The sequence below is a fragment of the Flavobacterium aureirubrum genome (assembly GCF_038739835.1).
GTDB lineage: Bacteria > Bacteroidota > Bacteroidia > Flavobacteriales > Flavobacteriaceae > Flavobacterium > Flavobacterium aureirubrum.
Map to the genome: position 1 here is coordinate 1 of NZ_JBCGDO010000002.1, position 13,217 is coordinate 13,217.

The 13,217-nt window shown below is 34.9% G+C and carries 11 protein-coding genes; 7 read left to right on the forward strand and 4 right to left on the reverse strand.

The annotated features are described in order from the left end of the window. Positions 1–271 precede the first annotated feature (271 nt). From trhO to WFZ85_RS02165, 6 genes are all read left to right on the forward strand, one after another. Complete coding sequence (trhO, locus tag WFZ85_RS02140) at positions 272–1,642, forward strand: oxygen-dependent tRNA uridine(34) hydroxylase TrhO (protein WP_342694641.1); 1,371 nt, start codon at positions 272–274, stop codon at positions 1,640–1,642. 135 nt (positions 1,643–1,777) lie between these two features. Next, the gene (locus WFZ85_RS02145) at positions 1,778–3,007 is read left to right on the forward strand and encodes a PSP1 domain-containing protein (protein WP_342694642.1); all 1,230 of its coding nucleotides are present in this window, start codon (positions 1,778–1,780) and stop codon (positions 3,005–3,007) included. Then, positions 2,991–3,476: a gliding motility lipoprotein GldH gene (locus WFZ85_RS02150; protein ID WP_342694643.1), complete on the forward strand. Its 486-nt coding sequence runs from the start codon at positions 2,991–2,993 to the stop codon at positions 3,474–3,476. The genes WFZ85_RS02145 and WFZ85_RS02150 overlap by 17 nt, the downstream gene beginning before the upstream one ends. A gap of 5 nt (positions 3,477–3,481) precedes the next feature. Further along, the gene (locus WFZ85_RS02155; RefSeq protein ID WP_342694644.1) at positions 3,482–5,794 is read left to right on the forward strand and encodes a penicillin-binding protein 1A; all 2,313 of its coding nucleotides are present in this window, start codon (positions 3,482–3,484) and stop codon (positions 5,792–5,794) included. A gap of 92 nt (positions 5,795–5,886) precedes the next feature. After that, the gene (locus tag WFZ85_RS02160) at positions 5,887–6,588 is read left to right on the forward strand and encodes a CoA transferase subunit A (protein ID WP_342694645.1); all 702 of its coding nucleotides are present in this window, start codon (positions 5,887–5,889) and stop codon (positions 6,586–6,588) included. A 2-nt stretch (positions 6,589–6,590) separates the two neighbouring features. Further along, the gene (locus WFZ85_RS02165) at positions 6,591–7,250 is read left to right on the forward strand and encodes a CoA transferase subunit B (RefSeq protein WP_342694646.1); all 660 of its coding nucleotides are present in this window, start codon (positions 6,591–6,593) and stop codon (positions 7,248–7,250) included. On the opposite strand, the gene WFZ85_RS02170 is transcribed toward WFZ85_RS02165, so the two are convergent. The 3 genes from WFZ85_RS02170 to WFZ85_RS02180 are packed head-to-tail and all read right to left on the reverse strand — an operon-like array spanning position 7,240 to position 9,272. After that, complete coding sequence (locus WFZ85_RS02170) at positions 7,240–7,629, reverse strand: hypothetical protein (protein WP_342694647.1); 390 nt, start codon at positions 7,627–7,629, stop codon at positions 7,240–7,242. The genes WFZ85_RS02165 and WFZ85_RS02170 overlap by 11 nt on opposite strands. 20 nt (positions 7,630–7,649) lie before the next feature. After that, positions 7,650–7,820: a hypothetical protein gene (locus WFZ85_RS02175; protein ID WP_342694648.1), complete on the reverse strand. Its 171-nt coding sequence runs from the start codon at positions 7,818–7,820 to the stop codon at positions 7,650–7,652. A 12-nt stretch (positions 7,821–7,832) separates the two neighbouring features. Further along, positions 7,833–9,272, reverse strand: coding sequence for a nucleoside recognition domain-containing protein (locus WFZ85_RS02180; RefSeq protein ID WP_342694649.1), 1,440 nt, complete (start codon positions 9,270–9,272; stop codon positions 7,833–7,835). A gap of 229 nt (positions 9,273–9,501) precedes the next feature. Here WFZ85_RS02180 and WFZ85_RS02185 point away from each other — a divergent pair, with 229 nt between their 5' ends. Beyond that, positions 9,502–12,444 (forward strand): S8 family serine peptidase, encoded by a 2,943-nt coding sequence (locus tag WFZ85_RS02185; RefSeq protein WP_342694650.1) that lies wholly within the window; start codon positions 9,502–9,504, stop codon positions 12,442–12,444. A 26-nt stretch (positions 12,445–12,470) separates the two neighbouring features. Here WFZ85_RS02185 and WFZ85_RS02190 read toward each other — a convergent pair whose 3' ends face one another. After that, on the reverse strand, positions 12,471–13,184 hold the full coding sequence (locus tag WFZ85_RS02190; protein WP_342694871.1) for a 3'-5' exonuclease: 714 nt from the start codon (positions 13,182–13,184) through the stop codon (positions 12,471–12,473). Between the last annotated feature and the right edge of the window lie 33 nt (positions 13,185–13,217).

Sequence of the window (13,217 nt, forward strand, 5' to 3'; positions counted from 1 at the left end):
TTAAATATTTTTTTACTATATTTGACATAGATATTGTTTGTTTTACGACTTCAAGATACTGCATTTCAGTATCTTGACCAATATCTAATCAATTTATTTTACTTCAAATAATTACACCCAACGGGTTCTAATTAAACAATTAACATTTTTTTTACCCTACTTTTTTTAATTATTTTATAGTGATACATTTGCCTACAAATTCTTCCATTTAGAATTCAAAACATATTTCTGTAACAACGCACTAAAGTGCGACGCTAAAAACGTTTATAGCATGCAACTGTATAACACCTTAAGCGCAGAAGAAAGAGCCCAATTAATTGATGAAGCCGGAAAACAACGTCTTACATTATCTTTCTATGCGTATGCCAAAATTGAAGATCCCAAAAAATTTCGCGATGATTTATTTATCCAATGGAATAAACTCGATGCTCTTGGTCGAACGTATGTAGCCAAAGAAGGAATTAATGCTCAAATGAGTATTCCTGCCGAAAACATGGAAGCTTTTCGCGAAACTTTAGAAGTTTATGACTTCATGCGAGGCATTCGATTAAATGTAGCCGTTGAACATGACGACCATTCTTTTTTGAAATTGACCGTAAAAGTTCGAGACAAAATTGTAGCCGACGGTTTGAACGATGAAACTTTTGATGTAACCAACATTGGCGTGCATTTAAAAGCAAAAGAATTCAACGAAATTTTAGAAGATCCAAACACGATTGTAGTCGATTTTAGAAATCATTACGAAAGTGAAATTGGTCATTTTAAAGGTGCCATTACCCCTGATGTGGAGACTTTTCGTGAAAGTTTACCAATTATAAACGAGCAATTAAAAGATTTTAAAGAAGATAAAAATCTCGTGATGTATTGCACAGGAGGAATTCGTTGTGAAAAAGCTTCCGCGTATTTTAAACACCAAGGTTTTAAAAATGTATTCCAATTAGAAGGCGGAATCATCAATTATGCCAAGCAAATTAAGGAAGAAAACATCGAAAGTAAATTCATAGGAAAGAACTTCGTTTTCGACCATCGATTAGGCGAAAGAATTACAGACGATATCGTTTCACAATGTCATCAATGTGGAAAACCTTGCGACAATCACACCAATTGTTTGAACGATGGTTGTCATTTACTCTTCATTCAATGTGACGAATGCAAAGCAACTATGGAAAATTGTTGTTCAACCGAATGTCTAGAAACTACGCATTTACCTTTGGCCGATCAAGTAAAGTTACGTCGCGGAAAACAAGTTGGAAATAAAGTGTTCCGCAAAGGAAAATCAGAAAATTTGAAATTTAAGCTCTCAGGTGAACTTTCGGATATCGCTTTAGCAAAAGTGCAGAATTCCAATGATATTCGTCAAAAGATTACCTTGAAGCGTCGCGACAAAAAAGTGCTTCTTGGTAAAGTACAACATTATTATGTAAAAGCGCAAGTTGGACTTTTTGTAATTGAAAATAACGAATTAAAGACAGGCGATACAATTTTAATTTCTGGACCAACAACTGGAAATCAGGAATTAATTTTAGAGAAAATGCTAGTTAATGGTAACGACAGTTCAACAGCAAAAGGTGGCGATAAAGTTACTTTAAAAGTGCCTTTTAGAATTCGATTATCCGATAAAGTATACAAAATTTTAGAATAACATCTTGGAATTTGGAATTTGAATATTGGAATTTGAATTTTATTTAATTGGAATTTATTTTTTAAAAATACTATCTTTACCAATTAATCGTTTTATGAATTATAAGTTGCAATAAGCAACACCTTATATATAATTATGGCTTGTCAAAGTTGTTCAACATCTGATGGTAGTGCGCCAAAAGGTTGCAAAAATAATGGGACTTGCGGCACCGATAGCTGCAACAAATTAACGGTTTTCGACTGGTTAGCCAACATGAGTTTACCCAATGGCGAAACTCCTTTTGACTGTGTTGAAGTGCGTTTTAAAAACGGCAGAAAAGAATTTTATCGCAATACCGAGAAGCTTACTTTAAGTATCGGAGACATTGTTGCTACAGAAGCTTCTCCTGGTCATGATGTTGGAATTGTTACTCTTACAGGCGAATTGGTAAAAATTCAAATGAAGAAAAAGGGAGTCAATCACACTAGCAACGAAATTCCAAAAATATACCGAAAAGCTTCGCAAAGAGACATTGACATTTGGAGCGAGTCTCGCGACAAGGAAGAAAAAATGAAGGTGAAAGCACGTGAGTTGGCGATTGCACACAAACTTGAAATGAAAATTTCCGATATTGAGTTTCAAGGTGACGGTTCAAAAGTTACATTTTATTACACGGCAAACGATAGGGTTGATTTTCGACTATTGATAAAAGATTACGCACGTGAATTCAATACTAGAATTGAGATGAAACAAGTTGGTTTCCGTCAAGAAGCCTCGCGCCTTGGTGGAATTGGTTCGTGTGGAAGAGAATTATGCTGTTCAACATGGTTAACTGATTTTAGAAGTGTTAACACTTCTGCTGCACGATACCAACAATTATCGCTTAATCCTCAAAAACTTGCCGGTCAATGCGGAAAATTAAAGTGTTGTTTAAACTACGAATTAGACACTTACCTTGATGCGTTAAAAGGTTTTCCCGATTTTGAAACCAAATTAAAAACAGAAAAAGGTGATGCCGTTTGTCAAAAGCAAGATATTTTTAAAGGACTAATGTGGTTTGCCTATTTCGATAATTTTGCCAATTGGCACGTTTTGAAAATAGAACAAGTTCGTGAAATTATTACGCAAAATAAACAAGGGATAAAAGTAAGTTCACTAGAAGATTTCGCCCTTGAAATTGCTGCACAACCTGAAAAAGATTTCAATAATGCAATGGGTCAAGAAAGTTTAACTCGTTTTGATCAACCTAGAAAAAGTAAAAGTAAAAACAGAAATAAAAACAAAGCGAAAGTTCAAAATCAAAACACAGAGCCAAATAAAATACAAAATCAAAAGCCTAAAGATAAAAGACCTATAATTTTTAAAAAAAATGAAGATAAAAAATAGTTTCATTATTATTTGTCTGTGTTTATTGGTCATTTCTTGTGATAAAGAAAGAGTATTTGACGAGTATAAATCTGTTGGAAATTCGTGGCATAAAGACAGTATTATTTCTTTTGAGTTACCAAAATTAGAGGCGAAAAAAACCTATAATTTATATGTCAATATTAGAAATAATGATGACTATCCCTTTAACAATTTGTTCTTAATCGTTTCGTTGGAACAACCCAATAAAAAAATAAAAGTTGATACGCTAGAATACCAAATGACCAATCCTGACGGCACACTTCTTGGAGAAGGTTTTACAGACATTAAGGAAAGTAAACTATTTTATAAAGATAAAGTAAGCTTCACTCAAAAAGGAATATATAAAATTCACATCAAACACGCAGTGCGACAAACAGGAAAAATAGCTGGCGTTTCATCACTAGATGGTGTTTCAGATGTAGGTTTTAGAATAGAATCTGTAGAATAAATAGTATGGCACAAAAAAACAATACCACCATCAAAGACATCTCTTATTACAAAAAGAAATTTTGGAAGTTATTTTTGTATGGATTTGGTGTCATGATTTTATTTTTCACCTTAGCTTCATGGGGATTTTTCGGTAGCATGCCTTCCTTTGAAGATTTAGAAAATCCAGAGTCAAATTTGGCTACTGAAGTTATTTCTTCTGATGGCGTTACTATAGGTAAATTCTACAACGAAAACAGAACCCCAATAAAATTTGAAGATTTACCACCAAGTATTGTAAAAGCATTAGTAGCTACAGAAGATGAGCGCTTTTACGAGCATTCAGGAATTGATGCCCGAAGAACTTTGGGCGCGGCGTTAAAACTCGGGTCAGATGGTGGTGCAAGTACGTTAACCCAACAATTAGCTAAATTATTATTTCATGGTGAAGGGTCAAGTTTTAAACCTTTTCGTATTATTCAAAAAGTAAAGGAATGGATCATTGCTATCAAACTTGAAAGACAATATACTAAAAACGAAATCATTTCTATGTACCTCAACAAAGCCGATTTCGTCAATACGGCTGTCGGAATACGTTCTGCAGCTAAAGTTTATTTTGGAAAAGAACCAAGAGATTTAACTATTGATGAAGCCGCCATGTTTGTAGGAATGTTAAAAAATCCTTCGCTATACAACCCTTTAAGACGACTTGAAAAAGTTCGATTACGACGCAATACCGTTTTAGGTCAAATGGTGAGAAACGGTGCGCTTAGCGAACAGGCAAAAGATACTCTAGAACAAAAACCAATAATTTTGAACTTTCGTCCCGAAAGCCACAAAGAAGGGACGGCTACTTATTTCAGAGAATATCTTCGAGAATACATGAAAAATTGGGCTAAAGAAAATAAAAAATCTGATGGTAGCGATTACGATATTTATAGCGATGGATTGAAAATTTACACAACCATAGACTCTAAAATTCAAGAGCATGCAGAAGAAGCAGTTCAAGCTCACATGAAAAATTTACAACAAGAGTTTTTCAATGAACAAAAAACCAACAAGAACGCACCGTTTGTCAATATCACTGATGCCGAGACAAAAACTATTATCGACAAAGCAATGAAAAATTCAGAGCGATGGAGAGTTCTAAAAGATTTAGAAAAATCAGATGAAGAAATAATAGCTTCTTTTGGCGTAAAAACCAAAATGAAAATTTTTTCATGGAAAGGTGAAATCGATACTTTAATGACACCTTTAGACTCTATCAGATATTATAAACATTTCCTGCAAGCCGGATTAATGTCAATGGAACCACAAACAGGACACATCAAAGCTTGGGTTGGAGGAATTGACTACAAATATTTTCAATATGATCACGTTGGTCAAGGCGCGCGTCAAGTTGGTTCGACTTTCAAACCTTTTGTTTACGCCACAGCTATCGAACAACTAGGAATGTCGCCTTGTGACACTATTATTGACAGTCCGTTCATGATACATAAAGGAAAACATAATGTAACAGAAGATTGGGAACCTAAAAACTCTGATAGACAATATAGAGGAATGGTTACTTTAAAACGTGCTTTGGCACTTTCAATCAATACGGTTTCGGCAAAATTAATTGACAAAACTGGTCCGGAAGCTGTTGTTACGATGACCGAAAAACTCGGCGTAAATTCTGAAATTCCTATTCAACCTTCGATAGCATTAGGTGCTGTTGATATTACTGTTGAAGATATGGTTGCTGCCTATAGTACATTTGCCAATCAAGGTGTGTATATCAAACCACAATTTATCAGCAGAATTGAAGATAAAAACGGTGTTGTGCTCTATGAACCTGTTCCAGAATCGCACGATGTGTTGAACAAAGATATTGCTTATGCAGTAATTAAATTATTAGAAGGTGTAACCGAATCTGGTTCAGGTGTTAGATTACGAACTCAAGGTGGTGGAAGTGGCGACAACCGTTGGACGGGTTATCCTTACATGTTTACAAATCCTATTGCGGGGAAAACCGGAACTTCTCAAAATCAATCTGATGGATGGTTTATCGGAATGGTTCCAAATCTTGTAACTGGCGTTTGGGTAGGCTGCGAAGATCGTTCAGCACGTTTCAAAGGTATAACTTATGGTCAAGGCGCAACCGCAGCACTTCCAATCTGGGGTTATATGATGAAAAAATGTTATGAAGATCCAGATTTACAGGTTTCTAAAGACCCATTCCAAAGACCAGATAATCTATCTATAAAAGTAGATTGCTACGAGCGAAAACGAGATACCATAGCAGACTCAACCGCAGTTCCTATTGAAGAAGAACAAAATACAGAAGAATTTGGATTATAAATTTGGAGCTGATTCCTGCTGTACGCTATATCTTTTGTCTCTAAAAAACGAGACAAAAGGATGTCGCTACCATCAGGGCTAAAAAAAAGAATATGATAAACAAAAAATTAAATTCCGTTCAAGAAGCATTACAAGGCATAGAAGACAACATGACTATCATGCTAGGTGGATTTGGACTTTGTGGAATTCCCGAAAATAGTATTGCCGAATTGGTGAAAAAAGGAACAACAGGTCTAACCTGTATTTCAAATAATGCTGGTGTTGATGATTTTGGATTGGGCTTATTGCTCCAAAAAAGACAAATCAAAAAAATGATTTCATCCTACGTAGGAGAAAATGCTGAATTCGAACGTCAAATGCTTTCGAGCGAATTGGATGTAGAATTAACACCTCAAGGAACATTGGCCGAAAAATGTCGCGCTGCACAAGCTGGAATTCCAGCTTTCTTTACGCCTGCAGGTTTTGGAACCGAAGTGGCCGAAGGGAAAGAATCTCGTGAATTCAACGGCAAAATGCACATCATGGAATTGGCCTACAAAGCTGATTTTTCTATTGTAAAAGCATGGAAAGGTGACGAAGCAGGAAACCTTATTTTCAAAGGAACAGCTCGAAATTTTAACGCTTGTATGGCTGGCGCTGGAAAAATCACCATTGCCGAAGTAGAAGAACTATTACCTGTTGGTTCACTAGATCCAAATGAAATTCACATTCCAGGCATCATGGTGCAACGCATATTTAAAGGAGAGAAATTTGAGAAAAGAATTGAGCAACGAACTACCAGAAAAAGAGAATAATCATGGCTTTAGATAAAAATGACATTGCAAAACGAATAGCCAAAGAAGTAAAAGATGGTTATTATGTTAATCTTGGAATAGGAATTCCAACCTTAGTGGCCAACTATGTTCGTAACGATATTTCAGTTGAATTTCAAAGTGAAAATGGAGTCCTCGGAATGGGACCATTCCCTTTTGAAGGTGAAGAAGATGCCGATATTATCAACGCAGGAAAACAAACTATAACTACTTTACCTGGAGCCAGTTTTTTCGATTCGGCATTTAGTTTTGGTATGATTAGAAGTCAGAAAGTAGATTTAACTATTCTTGGCGCGATGGAAGTTTCCGAAAACGGCGATATTGCCAATTGGAAAATTCCAGGAAAAATGGTAAAAGGAATGGGCGGCGCGATGGATTTAGTAGCTTCGGCAGAAAATATTATCGTAGCCATGATGCATGTGAACAAAGCTGGCGAGAGCAAGATTTTAAAAAAATGTAGCTTACCGTTAACAGGTGTTGGATGTGTTAAAAAAGTAGTGACCGAATTAGCTGTACTTGAAATCACTCCAAAAGGATTTAAACTAATAGAGCGCGCACCAGGAGTTTCAGTTGAACATATCATTGCTTCCACCGAAGCGGATTTAATTATTGAAGGAGAAATTCCGGAGATGGTTATTGATTAAGATATTCTAGCAAAATTTCCGAAGCATTTTCAAAAGTATTTACTTGTTCCGTAATGTTTACAGCTCGTTTTTTATTCAGTTTATATATTAAATCGAATTGTGCTGTAAATAAAATTGCAGACAAAAACGGATTATTTATATAATTCACCAAAACATCTCTAGCGTTATCAATAGTATGGATTTCAACTTGTTCTTCTTGTTGAAATTTATATTTAAGTTCCAATTTTAAAATGCCTTCTTCCACTATAGGACGAACATAAATATTCATCAAATCAGTATTTCCAATAGTTTTCGCTAGGGTTAATTTGGCAAAAGTCCCGTCAGCTAAACTAGTTTTAACATGGTTATAAAAATCGGTAAAGGTTTCGGTGAACGACATTAGAATTATTCCTTATCTTATTAATTATTTTCAAAACCCAAAGTCACTAGGAGTAAAATTAGTATAATTATAAAGCCTAATGTTGAATTATCTTTTTCTGCAACCTCATCAATGGATTTTTTACCTCCATGATAAATCCACATCATACTATTACCAACAAAGTGATTGATTAATTTTAAAAATTGTCTCACTATAACTTTTAATTAAAAAAACCATCTTGCCACAAAAATCGCTGTAATCACGCAAATCACATCCACGAGTAGCATCGTTCCCAAAGCGTATCGGGTATTTTTTATATTAACTGACCCAAAGTAAACAGCAATCACATAAAAAGTGCTTTCGGCGCTACATTGAAAAATACTACTTAATCTTCCTGTCATAGAATCGGCGCCAAAAGTATTCATCGAATCAATCAAAAACCCGCGTGATCCTGCAGAGCTAAAAGGTCTAAGTAATGCAACTGGCAAAGCATCGGTGATTTCTTTACTTACTCCCATATTTGAGAAAGCAAAAGCAATCCAATTACTAATAATTTCAAATAAACCACTATTACGAAACAAGGAAATTGCCACTAACATTCCTAGAACGTATGGAAAAATAGTGACTCCAGTTTTTACTCCATTATTGGCGCCAGCCACAAAGGCTTCGTAAACTGTAGTATTTGCTTCTCCAAATTTTTTCTCTTTAAAAAATGAAAAAATCAAAGTAAAAATAATAATCCCTACTAATATCAAGGCTGAAAGATTCGTGGTAAAATAGTTTTTGCCTATTAAATCTAAATGGTTGACGTACATCAACAGTCCAATAATTGCAGCAATTAAAACCATCAATCCAACAACTAAAGAGGCGCTTTTGAAATTAATTTTTTGTTTCAATCCAACTATCAAAAAAGCGGCAATTGTACCAATAAATGAGGTAATAATACACGGCAACATAACATCTGCTGGATTTTCAGCACCTGCAGCGGCTCGATAACCAATGATTGAAGTGGCTATTAAAGTAAGTCCAGAAGCATGCAGACACATAAACATTATTTGCGCATCACTTGCTTTGTCTTTATCGGGATTTATTTCTTGTAAACTCTGCATTGCCTTTAATCCAAATGGAGTAGCCGCCGAATCCAATCCTAAGAAATTTGCTGAAAAGTTTAAAGTCATATAGGAAATTGAAGGGTGATTTTTGGGAATACTTGGAAACACTTTTACAAAAACTGGACTCAATACTTTTGCTAATTTATCTGACGCTCCAGAAATGATTAAAAGTTCCATTAAGCCACAGAAAAAAGCCAAATAAGCGATAAGTGGTAAAATCAAGTCTAGCAATGTGTTTTTGCAGGTTGGCAATAAGCCATCTGATTTTTGAACACCACTATATATTTTTACCGTTTTATTTTTATACACATAAGTTGTATCAGGATTTGCAGTAGTGCGATTAATTATAAAAGTTTGCTCATCACTATTTGCGATACTGTCTTGGATAAATTTTGGAATTTCATGAAGATACTTTTCTGAAATAAGTATTGCATCGTCTTTCTTGCCATTCAAGATATTATCTATGGTATAGCTATTTCCTGAAAACAAGCTAAAAAGAACAAAACCAATTGATGAAATGAAAATAACAAGCCAAAATCTACTTAAAACCATAATTTGTTTTTTGGTAAATATACTATTTATCAAAGTTTGATAAAAACAATTTTTTTTAACTATCTGCCGTATAAAATTAAAATAACAATTGAAAAATCACATCAAAGTCTTTTATAGGCTAAACAAATTATAAAATAAAGCAATAAACTGTTAATAAAATGTCAACATTATTACAGTATTTATATATTTGTGAATTATTGAAAATTATAACCAACTATTTGAAACCATAATGAAAAAAAATGTACTATTTCTTTTTGCATTTTCATTTTTAAGTTTTGGGATTTCTGCGCAAAACCAAGATGATGTGAAAAAGATTACCGCTAACTATGATTTAGCTAAACTTAAAGAAAAAGAGATTTACTTTAAAAATAAATCATTAGCAGATAAGCAAAAAGCAATCGCTGTAGCATTACAAAAAAACTGGCCTATTCGTGTTGAAACTCCTGATGGCGTTATTTCTGAGTTAATGAGAATATCTCCACAAGGTATTCCTATTTATTACACAACTGATAATGTTGCCGCTGCACGAGCTACAAGGGTAAACCATCTGAATAGCGGTGGTTCACTTGGCTTGAACTTAAATGGCCAAGGCATGACTGCTAGAGTTTGGGATGGCGGAAATGTACGAACAACCCACAATGCTTTTGGTGGAAGAGTTCAGGTTGTTGATGACCCTGGCAGCGCATCAATATTCCATGCAACGCACGTTACAGGAACGATGGTTGCAAGCGCGAATCCGGCTACGGTGAAAGGAATGGCGCCAGAAGCCAATGCAAGAACATTTAATTGGACAAATGATTTAGGCGAGATTTATGCCGAAGCACAATTAGGAATGCTAGTTTCAAATCATTCTTATGGAGTCCCTGTAACTAATGGTCAGGGCGTAACATTACCATCATGGTATATTGGCGGTTACTTTAATGAGTCTTTTGAATGGGATGAAGCGGCATATAATGCACCTTATTTCCTTGCAGTAATGTCAGCTGGTAATGAAGGAACAAACGAAAACAATACAGATCCAATAGGTTTTGGTTTTGATAAACTTACAGGGGAAAAAGGAGCAAAAAATAATTTAACTGTTGCCAACTGTCTTGATGTTACTGTTGGTACTAATGGAGTAGTTACTGGAACAATAACTATAAACGACTCCAGCAGTCAAGGTCCAACAGATGATTTTAGAATAAAACCAGATATTACTGGTAATGGTACAAATTTAACTTCAACAAGTAATGCATCTAATACCGCAACTGGTCAAGCAACTGGCACATCAATGTCTGCTCCTAACGTCGCTGGTAGCTTGCTACTCTTACAACAACACTATAAAAATTTGACTAATAACTTTATGCGCGCTGCTACGCTTAAAGGATTAGCATGTCACACCGCAGATGATGCGGGACAAATTGGACCTGATCCTGTTTTTGGTTGGGGTTTATTAAACACAAAGTTTGCTGCTGAAACTATCAGTAATAATGGTTTGTCTTCTTGGGTATCAGAAGAAAATTTAGATAATAACCAAACGTATACTATGACTGTAAATGCGAGTGGTACAGCGCCATTAATTGCGTCAATAACATGGACTGATTTACCAGGAGAGATAACTACTGATATAACAATACCAAATAATCCGCGACGAGTATTGGTAAACGATCTAGATATTAGAATTACAAGAGGCACAAGCATATTTAATCCATGGAGACTAACAACAGATCCAACTAGTCCTGCTGTTAGGAATGGAGACAATAATGCTGATAATGTAGAACAAGTGAAAATAGACAATCCTGCTGCTGGTCCATATACTATCACCATAAAACACAAAGGTAGTTTGGTTACAGGTAGTCAAAAATACTCCTTAGTTGTGACCGGTTTAAGCTCTTCTTTTTCCATTAACTCCACTTCAGATAATTTAACAGTTTGTTCAAATCAGGACGCTGTATATACTTTCAATTATGTGCAAACAGGTAGCGGGACTACAACTTTTAGCGCTGTAGATTTGCCAACAGGAGCTACTGCCACATTTTCCCCTTCATCAAGAAATTCTAACGGTACAGTTACCATGACTATATCGAATTTAGGAAATGTAGTTCCTAATGAATATTTTGTTGGAATAAGAGGAACAAGTTCGACAGAAACAGAAACGAGATTTAAATCCTTACGAATTTTTAACGGCAACTTTCAGCCTGTTGCTCTTCAATCTCCTGCCGATGGTTTATCTGGTTTATCAACTAGCACAAGACTAAGATGGACGAACCAACCTAATGCATTAAGCTATAGAGTTCAAGTATCTTTATCTCCAAATTTTTCGCCTCTTTTAGTCGATAATCAAATAAACGAATTACAATTTGACATCGACGGATTATCACAAGCGACAAGATATTACTGGCGAGTAATTCCCGAAAATAATTGTGGAACAGCTATTCCTAGCAACGCGACAGTTTACTCCTTTGAGACTGGAACTTTAGTTTGTAATTTAACCTTTACTGCCACTGATTATTCTGATAATGTTATTGAAGTAGTTCCGAATTCAGAAGCTTCGGTACCATTAACAATTTCCGGCGGATTTACTATCGGCGATATGAATGTGAATTTAGGAATTACTCACACATGGATTGGTGATTTAATAGTTTCTTTGGTCGGACCTGCTTCCATTGGAAGTCCAGTTATCAAATTATTCGAAAATCCTTGTGATAACAATAGAAATATTAACTGTATTCTAGATGACAGTGGTGACGCACCACTGTGTTCAGGAATACCAGCTATCTCCGGAAATATTGCGCCACTTGAAGCATTAAGTTCATTAAATTCTTTGCCTGCTGATGGTGTGTGGACACTTAGAGTTGTTGACCCTTTTAATGAAGATGGTGGAACAATTGACAATTTTAGTATTAATTTGTGTAGGGTTGAACAAGCTTTAAATGTGGTGACAAACCCCATCTTAAAAAGTAGTGTTTATCCAAACCCAAGTAAAGGTATTGTTAACGTAACGATCCCATCTTTATCTGAAACAGCAACTATTAGATTATTTGATATTCAAGGAAGACAAATTTTATCTAAAGAAACAAACCAGGTAGATACCAGTTTCGAAATTCAAGATTTACAAGACGGAATATATTTGGTCAACATAGGAAACAATCAAGGTTCTATTACTAAGAAAATTGTTTTAAAAAGAAACTAAAAAAAGAGGTCAGTTGACCTCTTTTTTTATACGTGGATGATTTCATCTTCAACTAATAAGTCTTCTCGTCGTAATCTCAAGAATATTTGCGCCACCGCAATAACATCTTTTTCACAATAGGTTACGATGCGGTCTATATCTTTTTCAACATAATAAACAGTAGCAACTTGACTGCCATCGATATCACCTTTTGAGGATGGAATATCTAAAATTTTTGTAAGCAATTTTAAAGAAGTGAAGTGCTTATAATCACCAAATTTCCATAACTCTAGTGTGTCCAAATGCGGGATTTCCCATGGCTTTTTTCCAAATAAATTCAGTTTTTGTGGGATAGCAATTTGATTAATAATCATTCTTCGGGCGATGAACGGAATATCAAATTCTTTGGCATTATGACCACACAAAACATGCTGTGCTAGATTAAAATAATTATCCAACAAATTAGAGAAGTCCTTTAAAATCTTTTTTTCATCGCCAAAAAAGGAAGTTACCCTAAAGTTTCGAATATCACTTTTATTGACAAAATAACCCGCAGAAATACAGATGATTTTTCCAAATTCAGCCCAAATTCCGGCTCGATCATAAAACTCTTCAGGAGTGAAATCTTCTCTTCGCTGATATTGGGTTTTTTGTTCCCAAAGTTCTTTTAATTCATTATCTAAACTATTAAAATTTTCCTCTTGTGGAACAGTTTCTATGTCTAGAAAAAGAATATTGTTGAGATTTATTTTTTCAATCATGGCTATTAATTTTAAAACTAATGAGTGAAAATT

What these genes read in the sequence shown, in the direction of transcription:
- trhO (WP_342694641.1), top strand. Translation starts at nt 272, where the DNA reads ATGCAACTGTATAACACCTTAAGCGCAGAAGAAAGAGCCCAATTAATT.
- WFZ85_RS02145 (WP_342694642.1), top strand. Translation starts at nt 1,778, where the DNA reads ATGGCTTGTCAAAGTTGTTCAACATCTGATGGTAGTGCGCCAAAAGGT.
- WFZ85_RS02150 (WP_342694643.1), top strand. Translation starts at nt 2,991, where the DNA reads ATGAAGATAAAAAATAGTTTCATTATTATTTGTCTGTGTTTATTGGTC.
- WFZ85_RS02155 (WP_342694644.1), top strand. Translation starts at nt 3,482, where the DNA reads ATGGCACAAAAAAACAATACCACCATCAAAGACATCTCTTATTACAAA.
- WFZ85_RS02160 (WP_342694645.1), top strand. Translation starts at nt 5,887, where the DNA reads ATGATAAACAAAAAATTAAATTCCGTTCAAGAAGCATTACAAGGCATA.
- WFZ85_RS02165 (WP_342694646.1), top strand. Translation starts at nt 6,591, where the DNA reads ATGGCTTTAGATAAAAATGACATTGCAAAACGAATAGCCAAAGAAGTA.
- WFZ85_RS02170 (WP_342694647.1), bottom strand. Translation starts at nt 7,629, where the DNA reads ATGTCGTTCACCGAAACCTTTACCGATTTTTATAACCATGTTAAAACT.
- WFZ85_RS02180 (WP_342694649.1), bottom strand. Translation starts at nt 9,272, where the DNA reads ATGGTTTTAAGTAGATTTTGGCTTGTTATTTTCATTTCATCAATTGGT.
- WFZ85_RS02185 (WP_342694650.1), top strand. Translation starts at nt 9,502, where the DNA reads ATGAAAAAAAATGTACTATTTCTTTTTGCATTTTCATTTTTAAGTTTT.
- WFZ85_RS02190 (WP_342694871.1), bottom strand. Translation starts at nt 13,184, where the DNA reads ATGATTGAAAAAATAAATCTCAACAATATTCTTTTTCTAGACATAGAA.